Source organism: Frigoribacterium sp. PvP054 (genome assembly GCF_040547465.1).
GTDB lineage: Bacteria > Actinomycetota > Actinomycetes > Actinomycetales > Microbacteriaceae > Frigoribacterium.
Genome location: NZ_JBEPPU010000006.1, coordinates 83,661 through 101,616, shown reverse-complemented (window position 1 = coordinate 101,616; position 17,956 = coordinate 83,661). Strand labels below are relative to the sequence as shown.

Genomic DNA, 17,956 nt, shown 5'->3' with positions numbered 1-17,956 from the left:
CGTCGTCGACGGACGCCGCGCCGGTCAGGACGCGGCTTCGTCCTCGTCGTAGCGGTCGACGCTGATGGTCGGGATCGACGCGGTGATGACCGAACCGTCGGCACGCATGAGGCCGCGGAGGTCGCTCGTGGTGGGCACCCGCGTCGTGATGCGTGGGCCCTGCCCCTCGAGTGCCACGCGGACCGGCGCGTCGGGCGACACCTCGACTTCTTCGCCGCGGACGGCCACGGTCACCGTGTCGCCCGTCTCGATCGTGAAGACGATCTCGTGCTGGGCGAGGTCGACCCGCACGCGACTGCCCTTGATCGAGACCCGGAACGACAGTTCGTCCCAGTCCGCCGGCAGGCGCGGGTCGAAGGTGAACGACCCGAGCCAGTCGCGCATGCCGCCGTAGCCGTTGACGAGCGCGCTCCAGATGCCGCCCGTCGAGGCGACGTGCACGCCGTCGGAGGTGTTCTTGTGCAGGTCGGCGAGGTCGACGTAGAGCGACGACAGGAAGTACTGCTGCGAGAGCTGGTGGTGACCGACCTCGGCCGCGATGATCGACTGCACGACGCCCGACAGGGTCGAGTCGCCCGTGGTCAGCGCGTCGTAGTACTCGAAGTTGCGGAGCTTCTGCTCGGGCGTGAACTCGTCGCCCTGCAGGTAGAGCGCCAGCACGACGTCGGCCTGCTTCAGCACCTGGAACCGGTAGATCACCAGGGGGTGGTAGTGCAACAGCAGCGGACGCTTGTTCGCCGGGGTGGCCTCGAGGTCCCACAGCTCCTTGTCGAGGAACTGCGCGTCCTGCGGGTGGATGCCCCGGTGGTCGTCGTAGGGGATGTGCATGGCCTCGGCGGCCAGCTGCCAGCCGGTGATCTCGTGCTCTTCGAGACCCAGGCGCGCGACCATGCGGTCGAAGGCGACCGGCGCCTCCTCTTTCAGGCGGGTGACCGCCCGGACGGCCGCACGCAGGTTCGCCCTCGCCATGACGTTCGTGTACAGGTTGTCGTCGACCACCGTCGTGTACTCGTCGGGGCCGGTGACGCCGTCGATGTGGAAGCGTTGGTCGCCGTTGGAGCGCCAGAAGCCGAGGTCGGCCCACAGCCGGGCCGTCTCGACCAGGATGTCGACCGCGCCCCGCTGCAGGAAGTCCTCGTCACCCGTGGCCTGGACGTACTGGCTGAGGGCGTGGCTGATGTCGGCGTCGATGTGGTACTGCGCCGTGCCGGCCGCGTAGTACGCACTCGACTCGAGCCCGTTGATCGTCCGCCACGGGAACAGGGCGCCCCGCTGGTTCAACTCGACGGCGCGGTCGCGGGCGGCGTCGAGCATGCCGAGGCGGAACCGCAGGGCGTTGCGGGCGACGTTCGGCGACGTGTAGGTGAGGAACGGCAGGACGTAGATCTCGGTGTCCCAGAAGTAGTGACCGCCGTAGCCCGACCCCGTGACGCCCTTGGCCGCGACGCCCTGGCCGTCGGTGCGGGCCGTGGCCTGGGCGAGCTGGAAGAGGTTCCAGCGGACGGCCTGCTGGATCTCGGGCTGACCCGCGACCTGCACGTCGCTGCGCTGCCAGAAGTCGTCGAGCCAGGCCCGCTGGTGCGCGAAGATCTCGGCGGTCGGCGTCTCGGACGCCCGGTCGAGGGTGCGGTCGCACCGGTCGGCGAGCTCACGCGGGGGCACGCCGCGACTGGTGTGGTAGCTGATCGTCTTGACGAGGCGGACCTTCTGGCCGGCCTGCGCCTTGACCCGGTAGACGTGCTTGGCGATGTCGTCGTCGATCTGCGACGACTGGTCCCATTCGGCGTCGGTCTCGATGCGGTGCTCGGCACCGACCGCGATCGTCATGCCCGAGTTCGTCGTGCGGTAGCCCAGGACGGCTCGCGTGCCCCCGTTGCGCTTGAGCACGGGCTGCAGCACGCGGTCGTCGAACGACTCGGCCTTGCGCGGGTCGAACGCCTCGGCTGCGGCCCGCATGCCCGCGTGGTACTGGTCGCCGAGGTCTTGCCGGTTGAGGATCTGGCTCGAGATCAGCAGCGAGGCCGACGAGTCGAGCATCGTCACCTCGTACTCGATGACGACGAGGTGGCGGTCCTCGAAGCTGACCAGGCGGCGGCTCGTCACGAGCACGCGCTTGCCCGACGGCGTGCGCCAGTCGATCTCGCGGATCAGCACGCCGTCACGGAAGTCGAGGCGGCGGGTGTGCCGCAGGATGTCGGCCTCGAAGAGCACGAAGGGCTCGTCGTCGACGTACAGCCGGACGACCTTGGCGTCCGGCACGTTGACGATCGTCTGGCCGACGCGGGCGAAACCGAACGCCTCTTCGGCGTGCCGGATCGGCCAGGTCTCGTGGAACCCGTTCACGAACGTGCCGAACGAGTGACCACCACGACCCTCGTCGGGGTTGCCGCGCAGGCCCAGGTAGCCGTTGCCGACCGCGAAGACGGTCTCGGTCAGGCCCTCGTCGCCCTGGATGTACTCGTCCTCGACGAGCGCCCACTCGTCGACGGGGAACCTCGAGCGGTCGAGCGGGTCGGACGTGATGTGGTTCACGACTGTGCCTCCGTGGTGCCGGTGCTGCTGGTGCTGGTGCTGGTCGAGGGGGTGTCCGGTGTCGCCTGGCCGGGGTTCGGAGCCGAGGAGGCGCGGGTTCGGTCGAGTGCCCCGACCAGCGTGCCGAGATCGTCGACCACGATGTCGGCACCGAAGTCGAGCAGGGCCTGGGCACCGGTGCCGCGGTCGACGCCCAGGACGAGGCCGAAGGCCCCCCGCCGGCCGGCCTCGACGCCGGACTGCGCGTCTTCGACGACCACGCAGTCGTCGGCGGTCAACCCGAGGCGGCGGGCGCCCTCGAGGTACGTGTCGGGGGCCGGCTTGCCGGCGATGCCCTCGTCGGCCGCGACGACGCCGTCGACGACGACGTCGAAGCGGTCGCGCAGGCCGGCGGCCTCGAGCACGGGGACGGCGTTGCGCGAGCTGGAGACCACGGCGACCCGCACGCCTTCGGCGATGGCCCGGTCGAGGAAGGCCACCGACCCCGGGTAGGGCGTGACGCCGTTCTCGTCGAGCTCGGCGGCGAAGGCGGCGTTCTTGCGGTTTCCGAGACCGCAGACGGACTCGACGTCGGGGCCGTCGTCGGGCGACCCCTCGGGCAGCACGACGTCGCGGGCGGCGAGCATGGCCCGGACGCCGTCGTAGCGGGGCCGACCGTCGACGTGCTCGAAGTAGTCGCTCTCGGTGTACGGCGCGAGGCCATGCGCGGCGAAGTACTCGGTGAAGAGCCGGGACCACGCGCGCATGTGGACCTCGGCGGTCGGCGTCAGGACGCCGTCCAGGTCGAAGAGCAGGGCGTCGAGGTGGGCGAGGCGCGAGGCGTCGCGGGGCGTGGCGGTAGACACGGGGGTGCCGGTCCCTTCGAGCGTGGGGGCAGGGTGATCGGCACCGGGGCGACGACGGCCCGGTGCCGGTGAGGCGGGAGCGATGCGGGGGCAGGACGGAGGCGGGGCGACGGGACGAGCGGGGGTGATGCGCGTCAGCTGCTGCGCCGACGGGGGTGGTGCGGGGTGAACCGCACGGGTCAAGTGTGGCACCGCTCCGGCCGGACACCTAGCCACTCGTCCGGGGTGTGGACGACCGTCCCGCTGGGGACGGGGCGTGGCGACGCCTCCCCCCTGCCCGTGGGTGGACCTCCGGGCTGTGGACGACGATCGAGCTGTCGGTGACGGCTGACATCATGGCGGCATGGACCTGGGCGACGAGTTCGACGTGCACGAGGGCTTCCCTGCCCGCGCCGGCGGTGCCCCGCGCGACGCCTCACGCCACGTCGGCGACGATGCCGACGGGCCCGTGCACTCGACGGCCGTGCCGCTCGTCGACGCCGTCGACGTCATCCGCCTCGTCGGGCCGAGAGCCTTCAACCGGGCGAAAGAGTACGTCCGTGACGGTGCCGTGCTCGACACGACGTGGCACCCGGCCGACGAGCGACTCGACGGCACCGTTCGTGGGGCCGAGGCGACGCCCTACGACGTCGTCGTCGACCTGCGGGCGACCCGGGGCGAGTACAGCCGCCCCGTCCGCAGTCGGTGCACGTGTCCGATCGGCAGCGACTGCAAACACGTCGCGGCGACCCTCCTGCAGAGCAACTCCCGCGCGGTGGCCGACCGCAGCGCGACCTCACCGAGCCCGGACGACCTGACGACCGGGGGCGTGACCGCGCTGGGCGCCGCACGACCCGGCCCGGGCACGGGCGACTGGCGGTCGACGGTGGGGGCGGTGGGGCGCCCCACCCGCGCCTCCTCGGCTCGGACGACGCGCATGGGGCTGCTGTTCGAACTCCGCGACCGGGCGCACTCGACCCGGGGGCGGGCGGTCGCTCCCTCGGCACGTCGTCAGGGCGGCCCGACCGTCCAGCGGCTCGGCGTGCGGCCCGTGACGCTGAGCGGCACGGGCAACTGGGTGCGGGGCAACCTCACCTGGTCGTCGCTGCCCTACCAGCTCAACCGGCTCGCCATCGAGCCCGAACAGCACGCCTGGTTCGGCCAGTTCGCGGCGCTGCACCGCTCGGCCGTCTCGACCTACACGCCCGGCGACGCCGACTGGCTGTTCGTCGACGACTTCGCGAGCCCGCTGCTCTGGCCCCTGCTCGCCGAGGCCGAGCGGCTCGGCGTCTCACTCGTCACGGGCAAGCGGTCCACCGACGTCGTGGTCGGCGACGAGGCCCGGGTCAGGGTCGACGCCGTGCGGGGCGACGACGGCTCGATGCTGCTGACCGCCGGGGTCACCGTCGACGGCGTGGCCCGTCGTGCCGAGTCGACCGGCGTCATCGCCGACCACGGCGTGTGGTGCGTCGCCCACGAACCGGTGCTGACCTTCACCCTCGCACCGACCGTGGTCCCGCTCGACGACGAACAGCGTCGACTGCTCACGATCACGCCCGAGGTGGTCGTGCCGGCCGCCGACTCGGCCGAGTTCCTGCGCGACTACTACCCCACCCTGCGGCGGAGCGTCGACGTCGTCAGCTCGGACGCCTCCGTCGAGTTCCCGACGATCGAGCCGCCGGTGCTGACGGTGACCGTCCGGTTCGAGAAGGCGCAGACCATCCGCGTCGCGTGGGGGTGGACGGTCGACGGCGGGTTGCAGCCGCTCACCGCACACTCCCCCGTGCCCGACCTGGGCGAGCTCGACGTCGTCCCCCGCGACCAGGTGCTGACGGGGGTGACCGCGGCCGAGTTCGCCACCGGCACGCTGCCCGCCCTCGAGGCTCGGTCCGACGTCCGGGTCGACCTCGTCGGCACGCGGCCCGACTACCGCGAGCTGACCGACGAGCCGCGGCTGACCATCACCACGATGCCGACCGACAAGCGCGACTGGTTCGACCTCGGCGTGATGGTGACGGTCGAGGGGCGGACGGTGCCCTTCACGCCCCTCATCACCGCACTCGCGAAGGGCCGCAAGAAGCTGCTGCTGGTCGACCACTCGTACCTCTCGCTCGACCACCCGGCCTTCGACGAGCTCAAGCGGCTGATCGACGAGGCCTCCGCCCTCGACGAGTGGCAGGTCGCCCCGCGCATCAACCGCTACCAGGCGAGCCTCTGGTCCGAGCTCGACGACCTCGCCGACGAGTCGATCCCGGCGGCCGAGTGGCAACGGGCCGTCGGCGGGCTGCTGGCCCTCGCCGACTCCGGGGGTCTCGACGCCGCGACGACCGTGCCCGTGCCGGCCTCGGTGGCGGCGACCCTGCGTCCGTACCAGCACGAGGGGTTCGCGTGGCTGGCCTTCCTGCACGAACACGGGCTCGGTGGCGTCCTCGCCGACGACATGGGGCTCGGCAAGACCCTGCAGACCCTCGCACTCGTCGCGCACGTCCGCGAGGCCGAACGGGCCCGGGGCGGGTCGCCGGCACGCACCGGGTCGCCGGCACGCACCGGGTCGCCGGCACGCACCGGGTCGCCGGCACGCACCGGGTCGCCGGCACCCGCCGACGAGGGCGCCGCTCCTGCCCCCTTCCTGGTCGTCGCCCCCACGTCGGTCGTGTCCAACTGGGTCGCCGAGGCCGCCCGCTTCACCCCGGGCCTGACCGTCCGCGCGGTCACGGCGACCCAGGCCAAGGGCGGGCGCGGTTCGGTGCACGACCTGGCCGAGGGCGCCGACGTGGTCGTGACGTCGTACGCGCTGTTCCGCCTCGACTTCGCGGCCTACCAGGCCGAGGGCTGGGCCGGGCTCGTCCTCGACGAAGCCCAGTTCGTGAAGAACCGCGCCTCGCAGGCGCACCGCTGTGCGGTCGACCTCGACGTGCCGTTCAAGCTCGCCATCACGGGCACGCCGCTCGAGAACAGCCTCACCGACCTCTGGTCGCTGCTGCACGTGGTGGCACCCGGCCTGCTCGGCAGCAGCGTCCGCTTCGCCGACGACTACGTCAAGCCGATCGCGACCGGCGAGGCGCCCGAGCTGCTGCAGAAGCTGCGCCGCCGCATCCGGCCGCTGATGATGCGGCGGACGAAAGAGCAGGTCGCCTCCGACCTGCCGGCCAAGCAAGAGCAGGTGCTCCGCGTCGACCTCGAACCGGCGCACCGCGAGCTCTACGACGCCTTCCTCCAGCGCGAGCGGCAGAAGCTGCTCGGCCTGATGGACGACCTCGACCGCAACCGGTTCATCGTGTTCCGGTCGCTGACCCTGCTGCGCCTGCTGTCCCTCGACGCCTCACTGGTCGACGAGGCCTACGCCGACGTCCCGTCCGCCAAGCTCGACCAACTGCTCGACGAACTCGACGACGTGGTCGCCGAGGGGCACCGGGCCCTGGTCTTCAGCCAGTTCACGACGTTCTTGCACAAGGTCGCCGCCCGACTCGAGCAGCGTGGCGTGGCCTTCGAGTACCTCGACGGCTCGACCCGGAGGCGCGGCGAGGTGATCGACCGCTTCAAGACGGGCGACGCCCCGGCCTTCCTGATCAGCCTCAAGGCGGGCGGCTTCGGACTCAACCTCACCGAGGCGGACTACGTCTTCATCCTCGACCCGTGGTGGAATCCCGCGACCGAGGCGCAGGCCGTCGACCGCACGCACCGCATCGGCCAGACGGACGCCGTCATGGTCTACCGGATGATCGCCAACGACACCATCGAGGAGAAGGTCCTCGCCCTGCAGGCGCAGAAGTCCCAGCTGTTCGACGCCGTGATGGACGACGACGCCGTCTTCAGCGCCGCGCTCACGGCCGACGACATCCGCGGCCTGCTCGACGCCTGACGGCGAGCCGGGGCGGCCGACGGTCGACGCCGGGCGGACGACACCGGGCTGCCGGCCCGGGTGGCTGCCGGCCCGGGTGGCTGCCGGGCTCACGCGAAACGGGCGAGTTCGTCGGGGACGGGCGTCCGCGGACGACGAACTCGCCCGTCGTGGCTGGTGTGCGGCCGTCGACGGACCGACCGCTCGACCGGGCCGACGCCGGGTGGGCCGAGCCGGTCCGAACGGACGCCCGGGCCTCAGCCCAGGGGCACCGTCTCGGCGAACGACCGCGTGGTGGGGGGCGCCACGAGCACCTCGGGCAGGCGGTTGGCGCCCTCCGGCGTCGCGCGCCACGCCACGTAGGCCTCGTGGTCGGCCGAGGTGGCCCAGGTCTCGACGACGATCATCACCGACGGGTCGGCGTCGTCGATCAGCACCTCGAGCCCCTCGCAGCCGGGCCAGGCCCGCGTGGCGACGAGCGTCTCGCGGGCGATCTCGTGGGCGAGGTCGAGCCGGGAGGGGTCGACGTGCAGTTCGAGGTGGACGGTGGTGGGCATGGGGGTTCCTTCGATCGGACGGCGGCCCCGGGAGCGGGCCGCGCGGCGGACGGGCCGCGGACTCCCACCCTGGCACCCGCGCCTCCCCGGCCGCCCGCGCGGCCCCCGTCCGCCCGCCGCAGGGTGGGTCCAGATCGACGGGGGCGGGCCCCGCACGCGACGTTGACGTCCCGAGGACGACGCTCGTCAGGCGACGTCGACCGTCACCCGGTGCCACCCCTCGGCACCGTTCGGCGCCGGTTGCACGTACTCCTCGGCCTGCCACGTGCCGTCGGCACCTCGGGCCCGGACGTCGATGGTGTGCGACCCCGACCCGGCGGCCGCGGCGTCCCACCGATAGACCCACTGGCGCCAGGTGTCGGCCGAGACCGAGTCGGCGAGCGTCGCGTCGAGCCACGACCCGCCGTCGATGCGCACCTGCACGGCCTCGACGCCGGTGTGCGGCTGCCAGGCCACGCCTGCGATCGACACCGTCCCCGCGTCGACCGAGCCGCCGTCGCGGGGCACGTCGATGCGCGACTCGAGCTTGACCGGCCCGAGGGCGTCCCAGCCGCGCGGCGTCCAGTACCCCTGGGCGTCGGCGAAGCGCGTGACCTCCATCTCGACGACCCACTTCGTCGCCGAGACGTAGCCGAACAGGCCGGGCACGACCATCCGCACCGGGAACCCGTGCTCGATCGGGAGCGGCTGGCCGTTCATGCCGACCGCGAGCAGGGCGTCGGTGCCGTCGTCCTGCAGCACGCCGAGCGGCGTGCCGGCCGAGAAGCCGTCGATGCTGCGCGAGAGCACCATGTCGGCCCCGCCGTTCGGCCCCGCGCGCTCGAGCAACGCCCGGATCGGGTACCCGAGCCAGAGCGCGTTGCCGATGAGGTCGCCACCGACGTCGTTCGAGACGCAGCTGAGGGTGGCCATGTGCTCCTCGAGCGGCAGGGCGAGCAACTCGTCGAACGAGATCGTGACCTCGCGGTCGACCAGGCCGTGGATGCGCAGGCTCCAGTCGGCCGGGTCGATCGACGGCACCTGCAACGCGGTGTCGATGCGGTAGAAGTCGGCGTTCGGCGTCACGTACGGGGTGATCCCCTCGACGTCCAGGGAGGCGCCGGCCGGCACCGCGGCCTCGGTCACGCTCGCCCGCGGCAGCGTCAGGGCGCGTCGCAGGGCCGCGGCGTTGGCGCGGCCCGCGTTGACGACCCATGCACCCGTGCCGACGACGACCGCCGCGACGCCGGCGACCACCGTGTAGGTCAGGAACGACCGGCGTTCGAGGCCGGCCCCCCGCAGCGGCGGCACGGGCTGCGTCTGCTCGGCCCACCCGGGCGAGGTCGAACGGACCCACCGACGGAGGCGCGAGGCCAGCTTGTCGACCAGCAGGACCGCCGCGAAGGTGCCGACGAGGCTCGGGATGGCGTCCACCTGGCCCGCGTCCGCGCGGGTCAGGACGGCGACCACGGCGAGCGCCCCGCCGGCCACGAAGGCGACCTTGCCGATCGGCTGACGGCGGTACTCGCCGTACCCGGCCGCACCGGTGATGACGACGAGCAGGACGCCCATCAGCACGAAGAGCGCGACCTTGTCGCCGGTGCCGAACAACGACACCATCGCGTCCTTCACCCCGGCGGGGGCGAGGTCGATGACGGCCGAGCCGACGGCGAAGAGCGGGCTGCCGGTCGGGCCGGTGGCGAGGGCGACGACCTCGGCGGCGGCGAGGAACGCGGCCATCGAGACGATGCCGGCGAGGGCGGCCCAGAGACCGGCGGCTCGCGGGGTCATCGGGTCGGTGACGCCGGACGTCGGGGCAGGGCCGGGCGTCGACGACGGGGGTGGGGACAGGCGGACCGACATGGGCTCAGGGTACGTCGCGTGGCTCGGGAACCGCCTGCGTCCGCGGGGTCCGGTGCGCGCCTCCTGACCACCGCCGTGGCGGTGCCCAGGTTTCCGGGCCGTGACGATGCGTGGCCGCCCCTTCCGTCGCCTCGACGACGAGGGCAGGATGTCCGGAACGCCCGAGACACATCGATGCGCCCCGGAGGTCAGCATCTCGACGACGAATCAACAGCCCGTGACGACCGACACGGGTGAGGGTCCCACCGAGTTGAAGCGGGCCATCGGCCCGAAGCTGTTGTTGCTGTTCATCGTCGGGGACATCCTCGGCACGGGCGTCTACGCCCTGACCGGGCAGGTCGCGGCCGAGGTCGGCGGAGCGGCGTGGCTGCCCTTCTTGATCGCGTTCGCCGTGGCGCTCGTGACGGCGTTCTCGTACCTCGAGCTCGTCACGAAGTACCCGCAGACCGCGGGCGCGGCGCTCTACGTGCACAAGGCGTTCGGCATCCACTTCGTCACGTTCATCGTCTGCTTCGTGGTGATGTGCTCGGGCATCACGAGCGCGTCGACGGCGTCCCGGGCCTTCGCGGCCAACCTCGCGGCCGGCATCGGGGTCGAGCTGTCGAACTCGGCCGTGATGCTCATCGCGATGGCGTTCATGCTGCTGGTGATGGCCGTGAACTTCCGCGGCGTGAGCGAGAGCGTCAAGGCGAACGTCGTGCTGACGTTGATCGAGCTGTCGGGCCTCGTCATGGTGATCTTGATCGGCTTCTGGTTCATCGCGGGCGGCAACGCCGACTGGGGTCAGGTGGTGCTGTTCGAGACGCCGGGCGACAAGTCGCTGCTGCTGAGCGTCAGCACGGCGACCTCGCTCGCGTTCTTCGCGATGGTGGGCTTCGAGGACTCGGTCAACATGGCCGAAGAGACGAGGGACCCGAGCCGGATCTTCCCGAAGGTCATGCTGACCGGGCTCGGCATCACCGCCGTGATCTACGTGCTCGTGTCGATCTGCGCCGTCGCCATCGTGCCGATCGGCGAGCTGGCCGACAACGAGACGCCGCTGGTGACGGTGGTGAACACGGCGGCCCCGGACTTCCCGATCGGGCAGCTGCTGCCGTTCATCTCGATGTTCGCCGTCGCCAACAGTGCCCTGATCAACATGATGATGGCCAGCCGCCTGCTCTACGGCATGAGCAAGCAGGGCGTGCTGCCGGGCTTCCTCGGCAAGGTGCACCCGAAGCGGCAGACGCCGTGGGCGTCGATCGTCTTCACCACGGCGCTCAGCCTGCTGCTGATCGGCTACGTCTCGCTCTCGCCCGAGTCGCCGATCGTCGCCGTGCTCGGTGGCACGACGTCGTTGCTGTTGTTGTCGGTCTTCACGTTGGTCAACGTCGTCGTGCTCGTGTTGCGCCGCGACACCGTGACGCACCGGCACTTCCGGGCGGGGACGGTGCTGCCGATCGTCGGCGTGGTGGCCTGCCTGTGGTTGGTGCTGCCGGTGTCGTCCGGTCGAGGCGCCGAGCAGTACACGATCGCCGGCGGGCTGCTCGCGATCGGCGTGGTGCTCTGGCTCGTGACCTTCGTGTCGCGCCGGGGACGGCCCGTGCCGAGCGACGCGATCGCCGACGCCGAACGAGCCGACCCCGGCGCGTAGCGGGGCACGCAGGAGGCGCGGTGCCGGTCTCGTCACCGGCACCGCGCCTCCTCGGGTCGTCGGGTCGGGCCGCTAGACGAGCCGCTTCTCGCCGGGGCGCAGCACGCGCAGCCAGCGGAACCCGTAGCCCTCGAGCTCGACGCGAAGGTGGCCGTCGGCGGCCAGCTCCTCGGGCGTCGCCAGGTCGGCGAGCAGGTCGACGACCCGCGCCGAGCCGTCCAGGTCGAGCGCGCCCAGGTCGACGTCGACCGATCGACCGTCGGGTGCGAAGTTGTGCAGCGCGACGAGCGTCCCGGTGCTGCCGTGGACGGCGTGGGCGAGAACACAGCTGTGGCCGGTGTCGAGCACGGTGAGGTCGCCCCAGCCGATCTCGGGCGAGGCCCGGTAGTGCCGGACGAGGCCCTGCACGAACCGCAGCATCGAGTCGGGCTCGTGGCGCTGCCGCGAGACGTTGACGTGCTCCGGCGCCCAGCCCTCGCCCGCGACGGGGGCGATCAGGTCGTCGGCGTCGGCGCGTGAGAAGCCGCCGCCGGGCTCGTCGGTCCACTGCATGGGCGTGCGGACCGCGCCACGGCCCGAGACCTCGGGGTTCTCACCCATGCCGATCTCCTCGCCGTAGAACAGCACGGGCGCCCCCGGCGTCGAGAACATCAGGCTGTAGACCATGCGCACGCGCCGAGGGTCGCCGTCGAGCATCGGCGGCAGGCGACGCACGATGCCCCGGCCGTGGATGCGCTGCGACTCGAGCGGGGCGAACGCCTCGAAGACCTCGTCGCGCTCGGACTCGCTCAGCTGGTCGAGGGTCAGCTCGTCGTGGTTGCGGACGAAGTTGCCCCACTGGTTGCCCCGCGCCAGGGCAGGCCGGTCGGCGAGCGCGGCCGCGAGCGGCGCAGCGTCCTGCCGGGCGAGCGAGAGGTAGAGCGCCTGGTTGGCCACGAAGTCGAACTGCATCGTCAGCTCGTCGCCGTCGTCCTCGCCGAAGAACGCGACCATCTCGTCGTAGGGCAGGTTCACCTCGCCGAGCATCATGCCGCTGCCGCTGCGGCGCGACACGTACCCGCGCAGGGCCCGCAGGAACTCGTGCTCGGCACCGTCCTCGGTGTCGATCAGGTGGGGCACGGCGTCGACGCGGAACCCGTCGATGCCGAGCTGCAGCCAGAAGCCGATGACCTTGGCGATCTCGTCCCGCACCTCCTGGCGGTGGGTCGCCAGGTCGGGCTGGTGCGAGTAGAACGAGTGCCGGTAGTACTGACCGGCGGTCTCGTCGAACGACCAGACCCCGTCCTCGACGTCGGGGAACATGTTCTCGGGCTGGTCGTCGGGCACGTCGTCGCGCCACTGGTAGTACTCGCGGAACCGGCTCTCGGGGTCGCGGCGCGCGGCCTGGAACCAGGGGTGCTGGTCGCTCGTGTGGTTGACGACGAGGTCGACGATCACCCGCATGCCGCGGTCCTTCGCGGTGCGGACCACCTCGACGAAATCGCCCAGGTGCCCGTACCGCGGGTCGACGCCGTAGTAGTCCGAGATGTCGTAGCCGTTGTCCTGCTGCGGCGAGGGGTAGAACGGCGCCAGCCAGAGGCAGGTCACGCCGAGCTCGGAGAGGTGGTCGAGACGGTGCACGAGGCCCTCGAGGTCGCCCACCCCGTCGTCGTTCCAGTCGAGGTAGGTCTCGACGTCGAGGTTGTAGAAGACGGCGGTCTTCCACCACAGGTCGCTGGTGTCGGTGACCCTCATCGGGTCGTCCCCGTCGCCACCGCGCGGCGGTGCGGGGGGCTCGGCCGGGCGGCGATCGGGTGGGCGGCGCAGGAGGCGCGGGTCGGGCGGGTCATGTCGGCTCCGTCTCGGGTGGGTCGCTTTCGCCGACCGTACCGACGCCCGGGAGGCACGGCCCTGGCCATCCCCTGTACATCGCCCGTGCGGACGCCGCGCGCCGCGCCGCCCGCCGACCCGCGCCTCCTCGGCCGCCGACCCGCGCCTCCTCGGCTGCCGACCCGCGCCTCCTCGGCTGCCGCCTCCTACGGGATGAGGCGGGCGGCGCGGTAGCGCGCGAACAGGTCGACGAAGGCCTGCTCGGTGCGGCGGTACCGGGTGAAGCCGGCGTCGCGGGCCTTGCCCATGTCGGTGACGACCTCGATGTCGCGGCCGAGGTCGCCGTCGGTGTGCCACCACGAGGCGACGCGCGACAGCTCGGGCTCGGCGAGGTCGTGCTCGGCGACCAGGTCGCGCCACTCCTGTTCGAGGCCGACCATCTGCTGCTCGAGCGGCCGCGGCTCGCCTTCGAACCCCTCGACGAGCGCGGGGTCGACGCCGAGGTGGCCCGCCAGGCGGGGCCACAGCCAGCGCCAGCGGAAGACGTCGCCGTTCACCACGTTGAACGCCTCGTCGGCGCCGGCCGGGTCGGTCGCGGCCCAGATCATCTGCTCGGCGAGGACGCCGGCGTCGGTGACGTCGACCAGCGAGTTCCACTGCGTCTCGCTGCCGGGGAACGTGAACGGGCGGCCGAGGCGCGTGCTCAGCGCGGCCTGCACGGCGAGGGTCAACCCCATGTTCATGGCGTTGCCGACGGCGAAGCCGATGACGGTGTGCGAGCGGTGCACCGACCAGGTGAAGCCCTGGCGCTCGGCGGCCGCGAACAGCTCGTCCTCCTGCGCGTAGTAGAAGTTCGGGTAGGGCAGGCGCTCCTCGTCCTCGTGGAACGGCGTGTCGGGCATGTCGCCCTTGCCGTAGGCCTCGAACGGGCCGAGGTAGTGCTTCAGCCCGGTGACGAGCGACACGTGCCGGACGGGCGCGTGGTCGAGGGCGGCGAGCAGGTCGCGCACCATGGCGCCGTTGACGGCGATGTTCTCGGCCTCGGTGTCGCGCCGCTGCCACGCGGCGAAGAACACGTGCGTCGGCTTCGCGTCGGCCAGCGCGGTGCGCAGGCTCTCGGCACTCGTCAGGTCGGCCGCGATGCCGGTCACCCCGGCGGACGAGGAGGCGCGGCGCGAGAGCGCGAGGACGTCCCACCCCTCGCGCGTCAACTGCTCGACCAGCGCGGTGCCGGTGATGCCGCTCGCACCCACCACGAGGGCGGTGCCGGGGACGGTGTCGGGGCCCTGCGGCCGGGTGCTGTCGGTCTGGGGTGTCTCGGTGGAGCTCATCTGTGCCCCAAGCCGCGGGCGTCGCCCGGCATTCCCACCCGGTGCCGACCGGGTCGTACCCCGGGGGCCCACACCTGACAGGGAGCCCGACGCACCGGGCGTACGGTCGGCCCATGGATCAGGACACGAACGAGCCCGCCGCCCGGACGCCCGAGGAAGAGGCCGCCGCCCTGGCGCTCGCCGTCGTGTCGCAGGCCGCGGCCATCACGCAGGGCGACCCCGAGGCGGTAGAAGCCAGCGACGAGAACCTGCGCGAGGTCGTCGGAGAGTTGACCGACGAGCCGTTCACCGCCCGCCAGGAGGACGTCGTCGCGACGCTCGGGACCGCCGGCGGCAGCCTGGCCGCGGGCCTCACGGCCGCCCTGGCGCACGAGAAGGGCGTCGACCCCGGGGTCATCCTCGGCTCGACCTCGCAGGCGATCGTCGCGCAGACGCAGACCCCCTTCGCCGGGGGCCTCGACGACATGGACGACGACCCCGAGCTCGTCGCGCAGGCCGAGCGCGACGCCCGGGCCCACGCGGCCGAGCTCGACGGCGACGACGCGGCCTCGCGGGTCGACGGGACGGGCCCTCTCGGCGGTCGCCGTGACATGGCCGACGCCGGCCTGGACCGGGGCGACGCCGGCGAGCCGCGGGGCGAGCGCGACGACGACGACTCCGACCACGTGTCCTGACTGCGACGCCTCGCGAGGCCTGCGGGTTCTTCGGGGGTGAGGGTCGCGGACGACGCGACCCGCGCCTCCTAGACTCGACGGACGGGTCCCACCGCCCCGGCGGACGGTGAGGCGACCCGGACCGGAGTGAGCGAGAGGGGCAGCGTGTCCGACGCGAGACGAGCCGACCGACCGGCCGCGCCGAAGGCCCGCCCCCCGCGCGTGCCCAAGCCGCCGAAGGGCAAGCCCCGGGGGCCGGCCCAGTCGCGACTGGTCAACCAGCACGAGCTCCGCGACGTCCGGGCCCGGCTCCGCGGCACGATCTACGAGGGCACGACGCCCGAGCACGGCATCGGCGGCGACCTGTACTCGCCCCGCCAGATCGTCGACTTCTGCCTCGACCTGGGCGACGTGATGCTCTCGTCGGGCGCCGACGTCCGCAGCACCGAGGTCGCCATCGTCGCCGTGAGCACGAAGTGGAACCTCGCGCCCCTCGAACTCGACATCACCGGCACCGCCATCACCATCCAGTACGCGCCGGCCGGCCACAACCCGTTGGTGAAGACGCGCGTCATCTACGCCGAGGGCTCGAACCTGCACCGGCTGTCGCGGGTGTACCAGATCGTCGACGACCTGCTGCACGACGACCGCGACATGACCGAGGCGGTGGCCGGCCTCGTCGAGGTGCTGGGGTCGCCGCCGCGCTGGCCGTCGTGGATGACCGACCTCGCCATGGGCCTGCTCGGCGTCTCGGTGACGCTGCAGGCCGGCGGCACGTGGCAGGCCGCGGTCGGCGCCTTCGTCGTGATGATCGGCATCATGGCCTCGGGGCGGGGGCTGACCGCCCGCGGCATCCCGCAGTTCTTCGTCATCGGCCTGCAGGCCGCCGTGACGGCGACCCTCGGCACGCTCGGCATCTGGGCGGGGCTGCTGGCCCCGGGAGGCGCGGCGGCGATGGTCGCGGCGGTGGTCGTCCTCGTGCTGCCGCACCCCACCATCGTCACCTGGGCCCAGGACGCCATCTCGGGGTTCCGGTCGATGGCGGTCGGTCGAGCGCTCGTCATCGGGTTGATCGTGGCCGGCGTGGTCTGCGGCATCCCGGCCGGGCTCGCCGTCACGGCCCGGTTCGTCGCGATCGAGGTCGACCCGACCAACATCACGCTGCAGGCCCTGCCCCTCTGGCTCTCGCTCATCTCGAGCTTCGCCGCGGCGTCGGCCAACTCGATCGCCCAGGGCTCGACCGCCCGCATGATCCCCATCACGATCGGCGTCGCCCTGGTCGGCAACCTCTCGTTGTTCACGTTGCGCCACCTCGGCCTGCCCCTGATGGGCGCGACCTTCGTCGCCGCCACCCTGCTCGGCGCCCTGTCGACCGTCGCGGCGGCCCGCCTGCGCACGGCCGCCACGGTCATCGCCGTGCCCGCGTTCTGCGGGTCGCTGCTGCCGTCCCTCGCGGTCGCGTCGTCGCTGCTCAACTTCATGGCGGGCACCGACGGCGCCGAGGTCGACTTCGTGTTCTCGATGCTGACGACGCTCGCGATCGGCGCGGGGCTCGTGCTCGGCAGCCTGCTGGCGACCCCGGGTGCCCGACGGTGGCTGCGCCGGGCCAAGCGCGTCCGGGTGCAGTCGGTCCACACCGACACGACGCCGATCAGCGTGATCTCGGCTCCGGGGGCTGGTGCGGGAGCCGCGCCCGCGCCGGCTGCGGGGGCCGCCCCCGCTGCCCCTTCCGCTCCGGCTGCGGCTTCGGCTGCCGCTCCGGCTCCCGCTGCCGCTCCGGCTCCGGCTGCCGCTCGCACTCCGGCTCCGGCCGCCGCTCCGGCTCCGACCACCGCCCCGCTGCCGCTCGCCACGACGCCGCCGCACGCACCCGCACGACCTCGTCGCTCGGACCCCGACTCGCCACGGCTGCCCGGGGTGGCCCTGTCGACGCCCGTCCGCACCGCGGTCCCCTCGACGGACGGCTCGCCCGCAGGCGACTGACGCCCGGCCGACCCCCCGGCTAGCGGTCGACGACGGCCGACACTCCGCGCCCGGTGTCGCCGCGCCCGGTGTCGCCGCGTCCGGGGGGCTCGACCTGCGCCTCCTGGCCTTCGAGGCGTCGGATGATCGGCCCGACGTCGCCGATCTCGGCGCCGATCCAGTGGCGGTGCATCTTCTCGGCCACGGCGTACGTCGTGCCCGACCCGCCGAACGGGTCGAGGACGAGGTCGCCGGGTTCGGAGCTGATCGTCAGCACGCGCTCGAGCAGCTTCTCGCTGAGCTCGTTCGCCCCGCGGGTCTTCGTCGCACGGTGACGCACGGGCGGGATGTCGAGCCAGACGTCGGTCAGGTTGATGCCGTCGGGGTGGAGCTTGCTGCGGTGCCCGCCGTAGTCCTTGATGTCGCGACCGCAGTGACGGCACACCTGGATCGGCAGTCGGGGCCGGACGAAGCGCGACGGCTTGCCCTTGCTGTAGTAGAGCAGCGAGTAGTGCGAGGGGTAGAGCTTGCCCGGGATCGGCAGGCCGTACTTGATGTCGACGGCGACCCAGTGGCGGAAGGTCATGCCCTCGGCGTTCAGGACGTGGCCGAGCTCGATGTTCCAGCGCGGGAGGTTGAAGAGGTAGAACGAGCCGCCCGGCCGCAGCACCCGGACGCATTCGGCGATCCACCGGCGGCACCAGACCAGGTACGCGTCGTCGTCGAGCGAGTCGTCGATGCCCACGCCGTAGACCTTGCCCAGGTTGAAGGGCGGATCGGCGAACACGAGGTCGACCGACTCGTCGTCGAGCTCGGCGAGGACCTCGAGGCAGTCGGCCTGGAAGAGCCGACCGCTGGCGGTGCGGTAGGTCGGTTGCACGTCGTCCTTCGGGGTGTCGCGGGTCGGGCGGAGGTCGTCGAGAAGACTACTTCGGGCCGCCGACATCGACGGCCGCCCGATCCCCGGACGAC

The 17,956-nt window shown here is 72.4% G+C and carries 11 protein-coding genes; 4 read left to right on the top strand and 7 right to left on the bottom strand.

The features are described 5' to 3' along the window. Window positions 1–24 precede the first annotated feature (24 nt). Window positions 25–2,532 carry a glycoside hydrolase family 65 protein gene (locus ABID81_RS09990; RefSeq protein ID WP_354594648.1) on the bottom strand — a complete coding sequence of 836 codons (2,508 nt, stop codon included), beginning with the start codon at window positions 2,530–2,532 and terminating at the stop codon, window positions 25–27. Further along, entirely contained in the window at window positions 2,529–3,377 is an 849-nt protein-coding gene (locus ABID81_RS09985; RefSeq protein WP_354594647.1) for an HAD family hydrolase, read from the bottom strand. Before ABID81_RS09985 ends, ABID81_RS09990 begins: the two co-directional genes overlap by 4 nt. A 343-nt stretch (window positions 3,378–3,720) precedes the next feature. Here ABID81_RS09985 and ABID81_RS09980 point away from each other — a divergent pair, with 343 nt between their 5' ends. Beyond that, window positions 3,721–7,218: a DEAD/DEAH box helicase gene (locus tag ABID81_RS09980; RefSeq protein WP_354594646.1), complete on the top strand. Its 3,498-nt coding sequence runs from the start codon at window positions 3,721–3,723 to the stop codon at window positions 7,216–7,218. A gap of 236 nt (window positions 7,219–7,454) precedes the next feature. On the opposite strand, the gene ABID81_RS09975 is transcribed toward ABID81_RS09980, so the two are convergent. Further along, complete coding sequence (locus tag ABID81_RS09975) at window positions 7,455–7,754, bottom strand: putative quinol monooxygenase (protein WP_354594645.1); 300 nt, start codon at window positions 7,752–7,754, stop codon at window positions 7,455–7,457. A 186-nt stretch (window positions 7,755–7,940) separates the two neighbouring features. After that, window positions 7,941–9,596, bottom strand: a complete 1,656-nt coding sequence (locus ABID81_RS09970) for a molybdopterin-dependent oxidoreductase (RefSeq protein WP_354594644.1) — start codon at window positions 9,594–9,596, stop codon at window positions 7,941–7,943. A 148-nt stretch (window positions 9,597–9,744) separates the two neighbouring features. Between ABID81_RS09970 and ABID81_RS09965 the strand changes: the two genes are divergently transcribed. Beyond that, complete coding sequence (locus tag ABID81_RS09965; protein ID WP_502915206.1) at window positions 9,745–11,229, top strand: APC family permease; 1,485 nt, start codon at window positions 9,745–9,747, stop codon at window positions 11,227–11,229. 72 nt (window positions 11,230–11,301) lie between these two features. Here ABID81_RS09965 and ABID81_RS09960 read toward each other — a convergent pair whose 3' ends face one another. Then, entirely contained in the window at window positions 11,302–12,963 is a 1,662-nt protein-coding gene (locus ABID81_RS09960) for an alpha-amylase family protein (RefSeq protein ID WP_354594642.1), read from the bottom strand. Window positions 12,964–13,244: 281 nt separating this feature from the next. Next, window positions 13,245–14,369 (bottom strand): SDR family oxidoreductase, encoded by a 1,125-nt coding sequence (locus tag ABID81_RS09955; protein ID WP_354594641.1) that lies wholly within the window; start codon window positions 14,367–14,369, stop codon window positions 13,245–13,247. A 113-nt stretch (window positions 14,370–14,482) separates the two neighbouring features. Between ABID81_RS09955 and ABID81_RS09950 the strand changes: the two genes are divergently transcribed. After that, entirely contained in the window at window positions 14,483–15,043 is a 561-nt protein-coding gene (locus tag ABID81_RS09950) for a hypothetical protein (RefSeq protein ID WP_354594640.1), read from the top strand. Window positions 15,044–15,187: 144 nt separating this feature from the next. Beyond that, complete coding sequence (locus ABID81_RS09945; protein ID WP_354594639.1) at window positions 15,188–17,005, top strand: threonine/serine exporter family protein; 1,818 nt, start codon at window positions 15,188–15,190, stop codon at window positions 17,003–17,005. A gap of 19 nt (window positions 17,006–17,024) precedes the next feature. Here ABID81_RS09945 and ABID81_RS09940 read toward each other — a convergent pair whose 3' ends face one another. Continuing rightward, a complete protein-coding gene (locus tag ABID81_RS09940) occupies window positions 17,025–17,930 on the bottom strand; it encodes a DNA-methyltransferase (RefSeq protein WP_354594638.1) in 906 nt (301 codons plus the stop codon). Window positions 17,931–17,956: the final 26 nt, after the last annotated feature.

Coding starts and splice junctions, on each gene's coding strand:
- ABID81_RS09950 (WP_354594640.1), top strand. CDS start 14,483: ATGGATCAGGACACGAACGAGCCCGCCGCCCGGACGCCCGAGGAAGAG.
- ABID81_RS09970 (WP_354594644.1), bottom strand. CDS start 9,596: ATGTCGGTCCGCCTGTCCCCACCCCCGTCGTCGACGCCCGGCCCTGCC.
- ABID81_RS09955 (WP_354594641.1), bottom strand. CDS start 14,369: ATGAGCTCCACCGAGACACCCCAGACCGACAGCACCCGGCCGCAGGGC.
- ABID81_RS09940 (WP_354594638.1), bottom strand. CDS start 17,930: ATGTCGGCGGCCCGAAGTAGTCTTCTCGACGACCTCCGCCCGACCCGC.
- ABID81_RS09965 (WP_502915206.1), top strand. CDS start 9,745: ATGTCCGGAACGCCCGAGACACATCGATGCGCCCCGGAGGTCAGCATC.
- ABID81_RS09980 (WP_354594646.1), top strand. CDS start 3,721: ATGGACCTGGGCGACGAGTTCGACGTGCACGAGGGCTTCCCTGCCCGC.
- ABID81_RS09975 (WP_354594645.1), bottom strand. CDS start 7,754: ATGCCCACCACCGTCCACCTCGAACTGCACGTCGACCCCTCCCGGCTC.
- ABID81_RS09960 (WP_354594642.1), bottom strand. CDS start 12,963: ATGAGGGTCACCGACACCAGCGACCTGTGGTGGAAGACCGCCGTCTTC.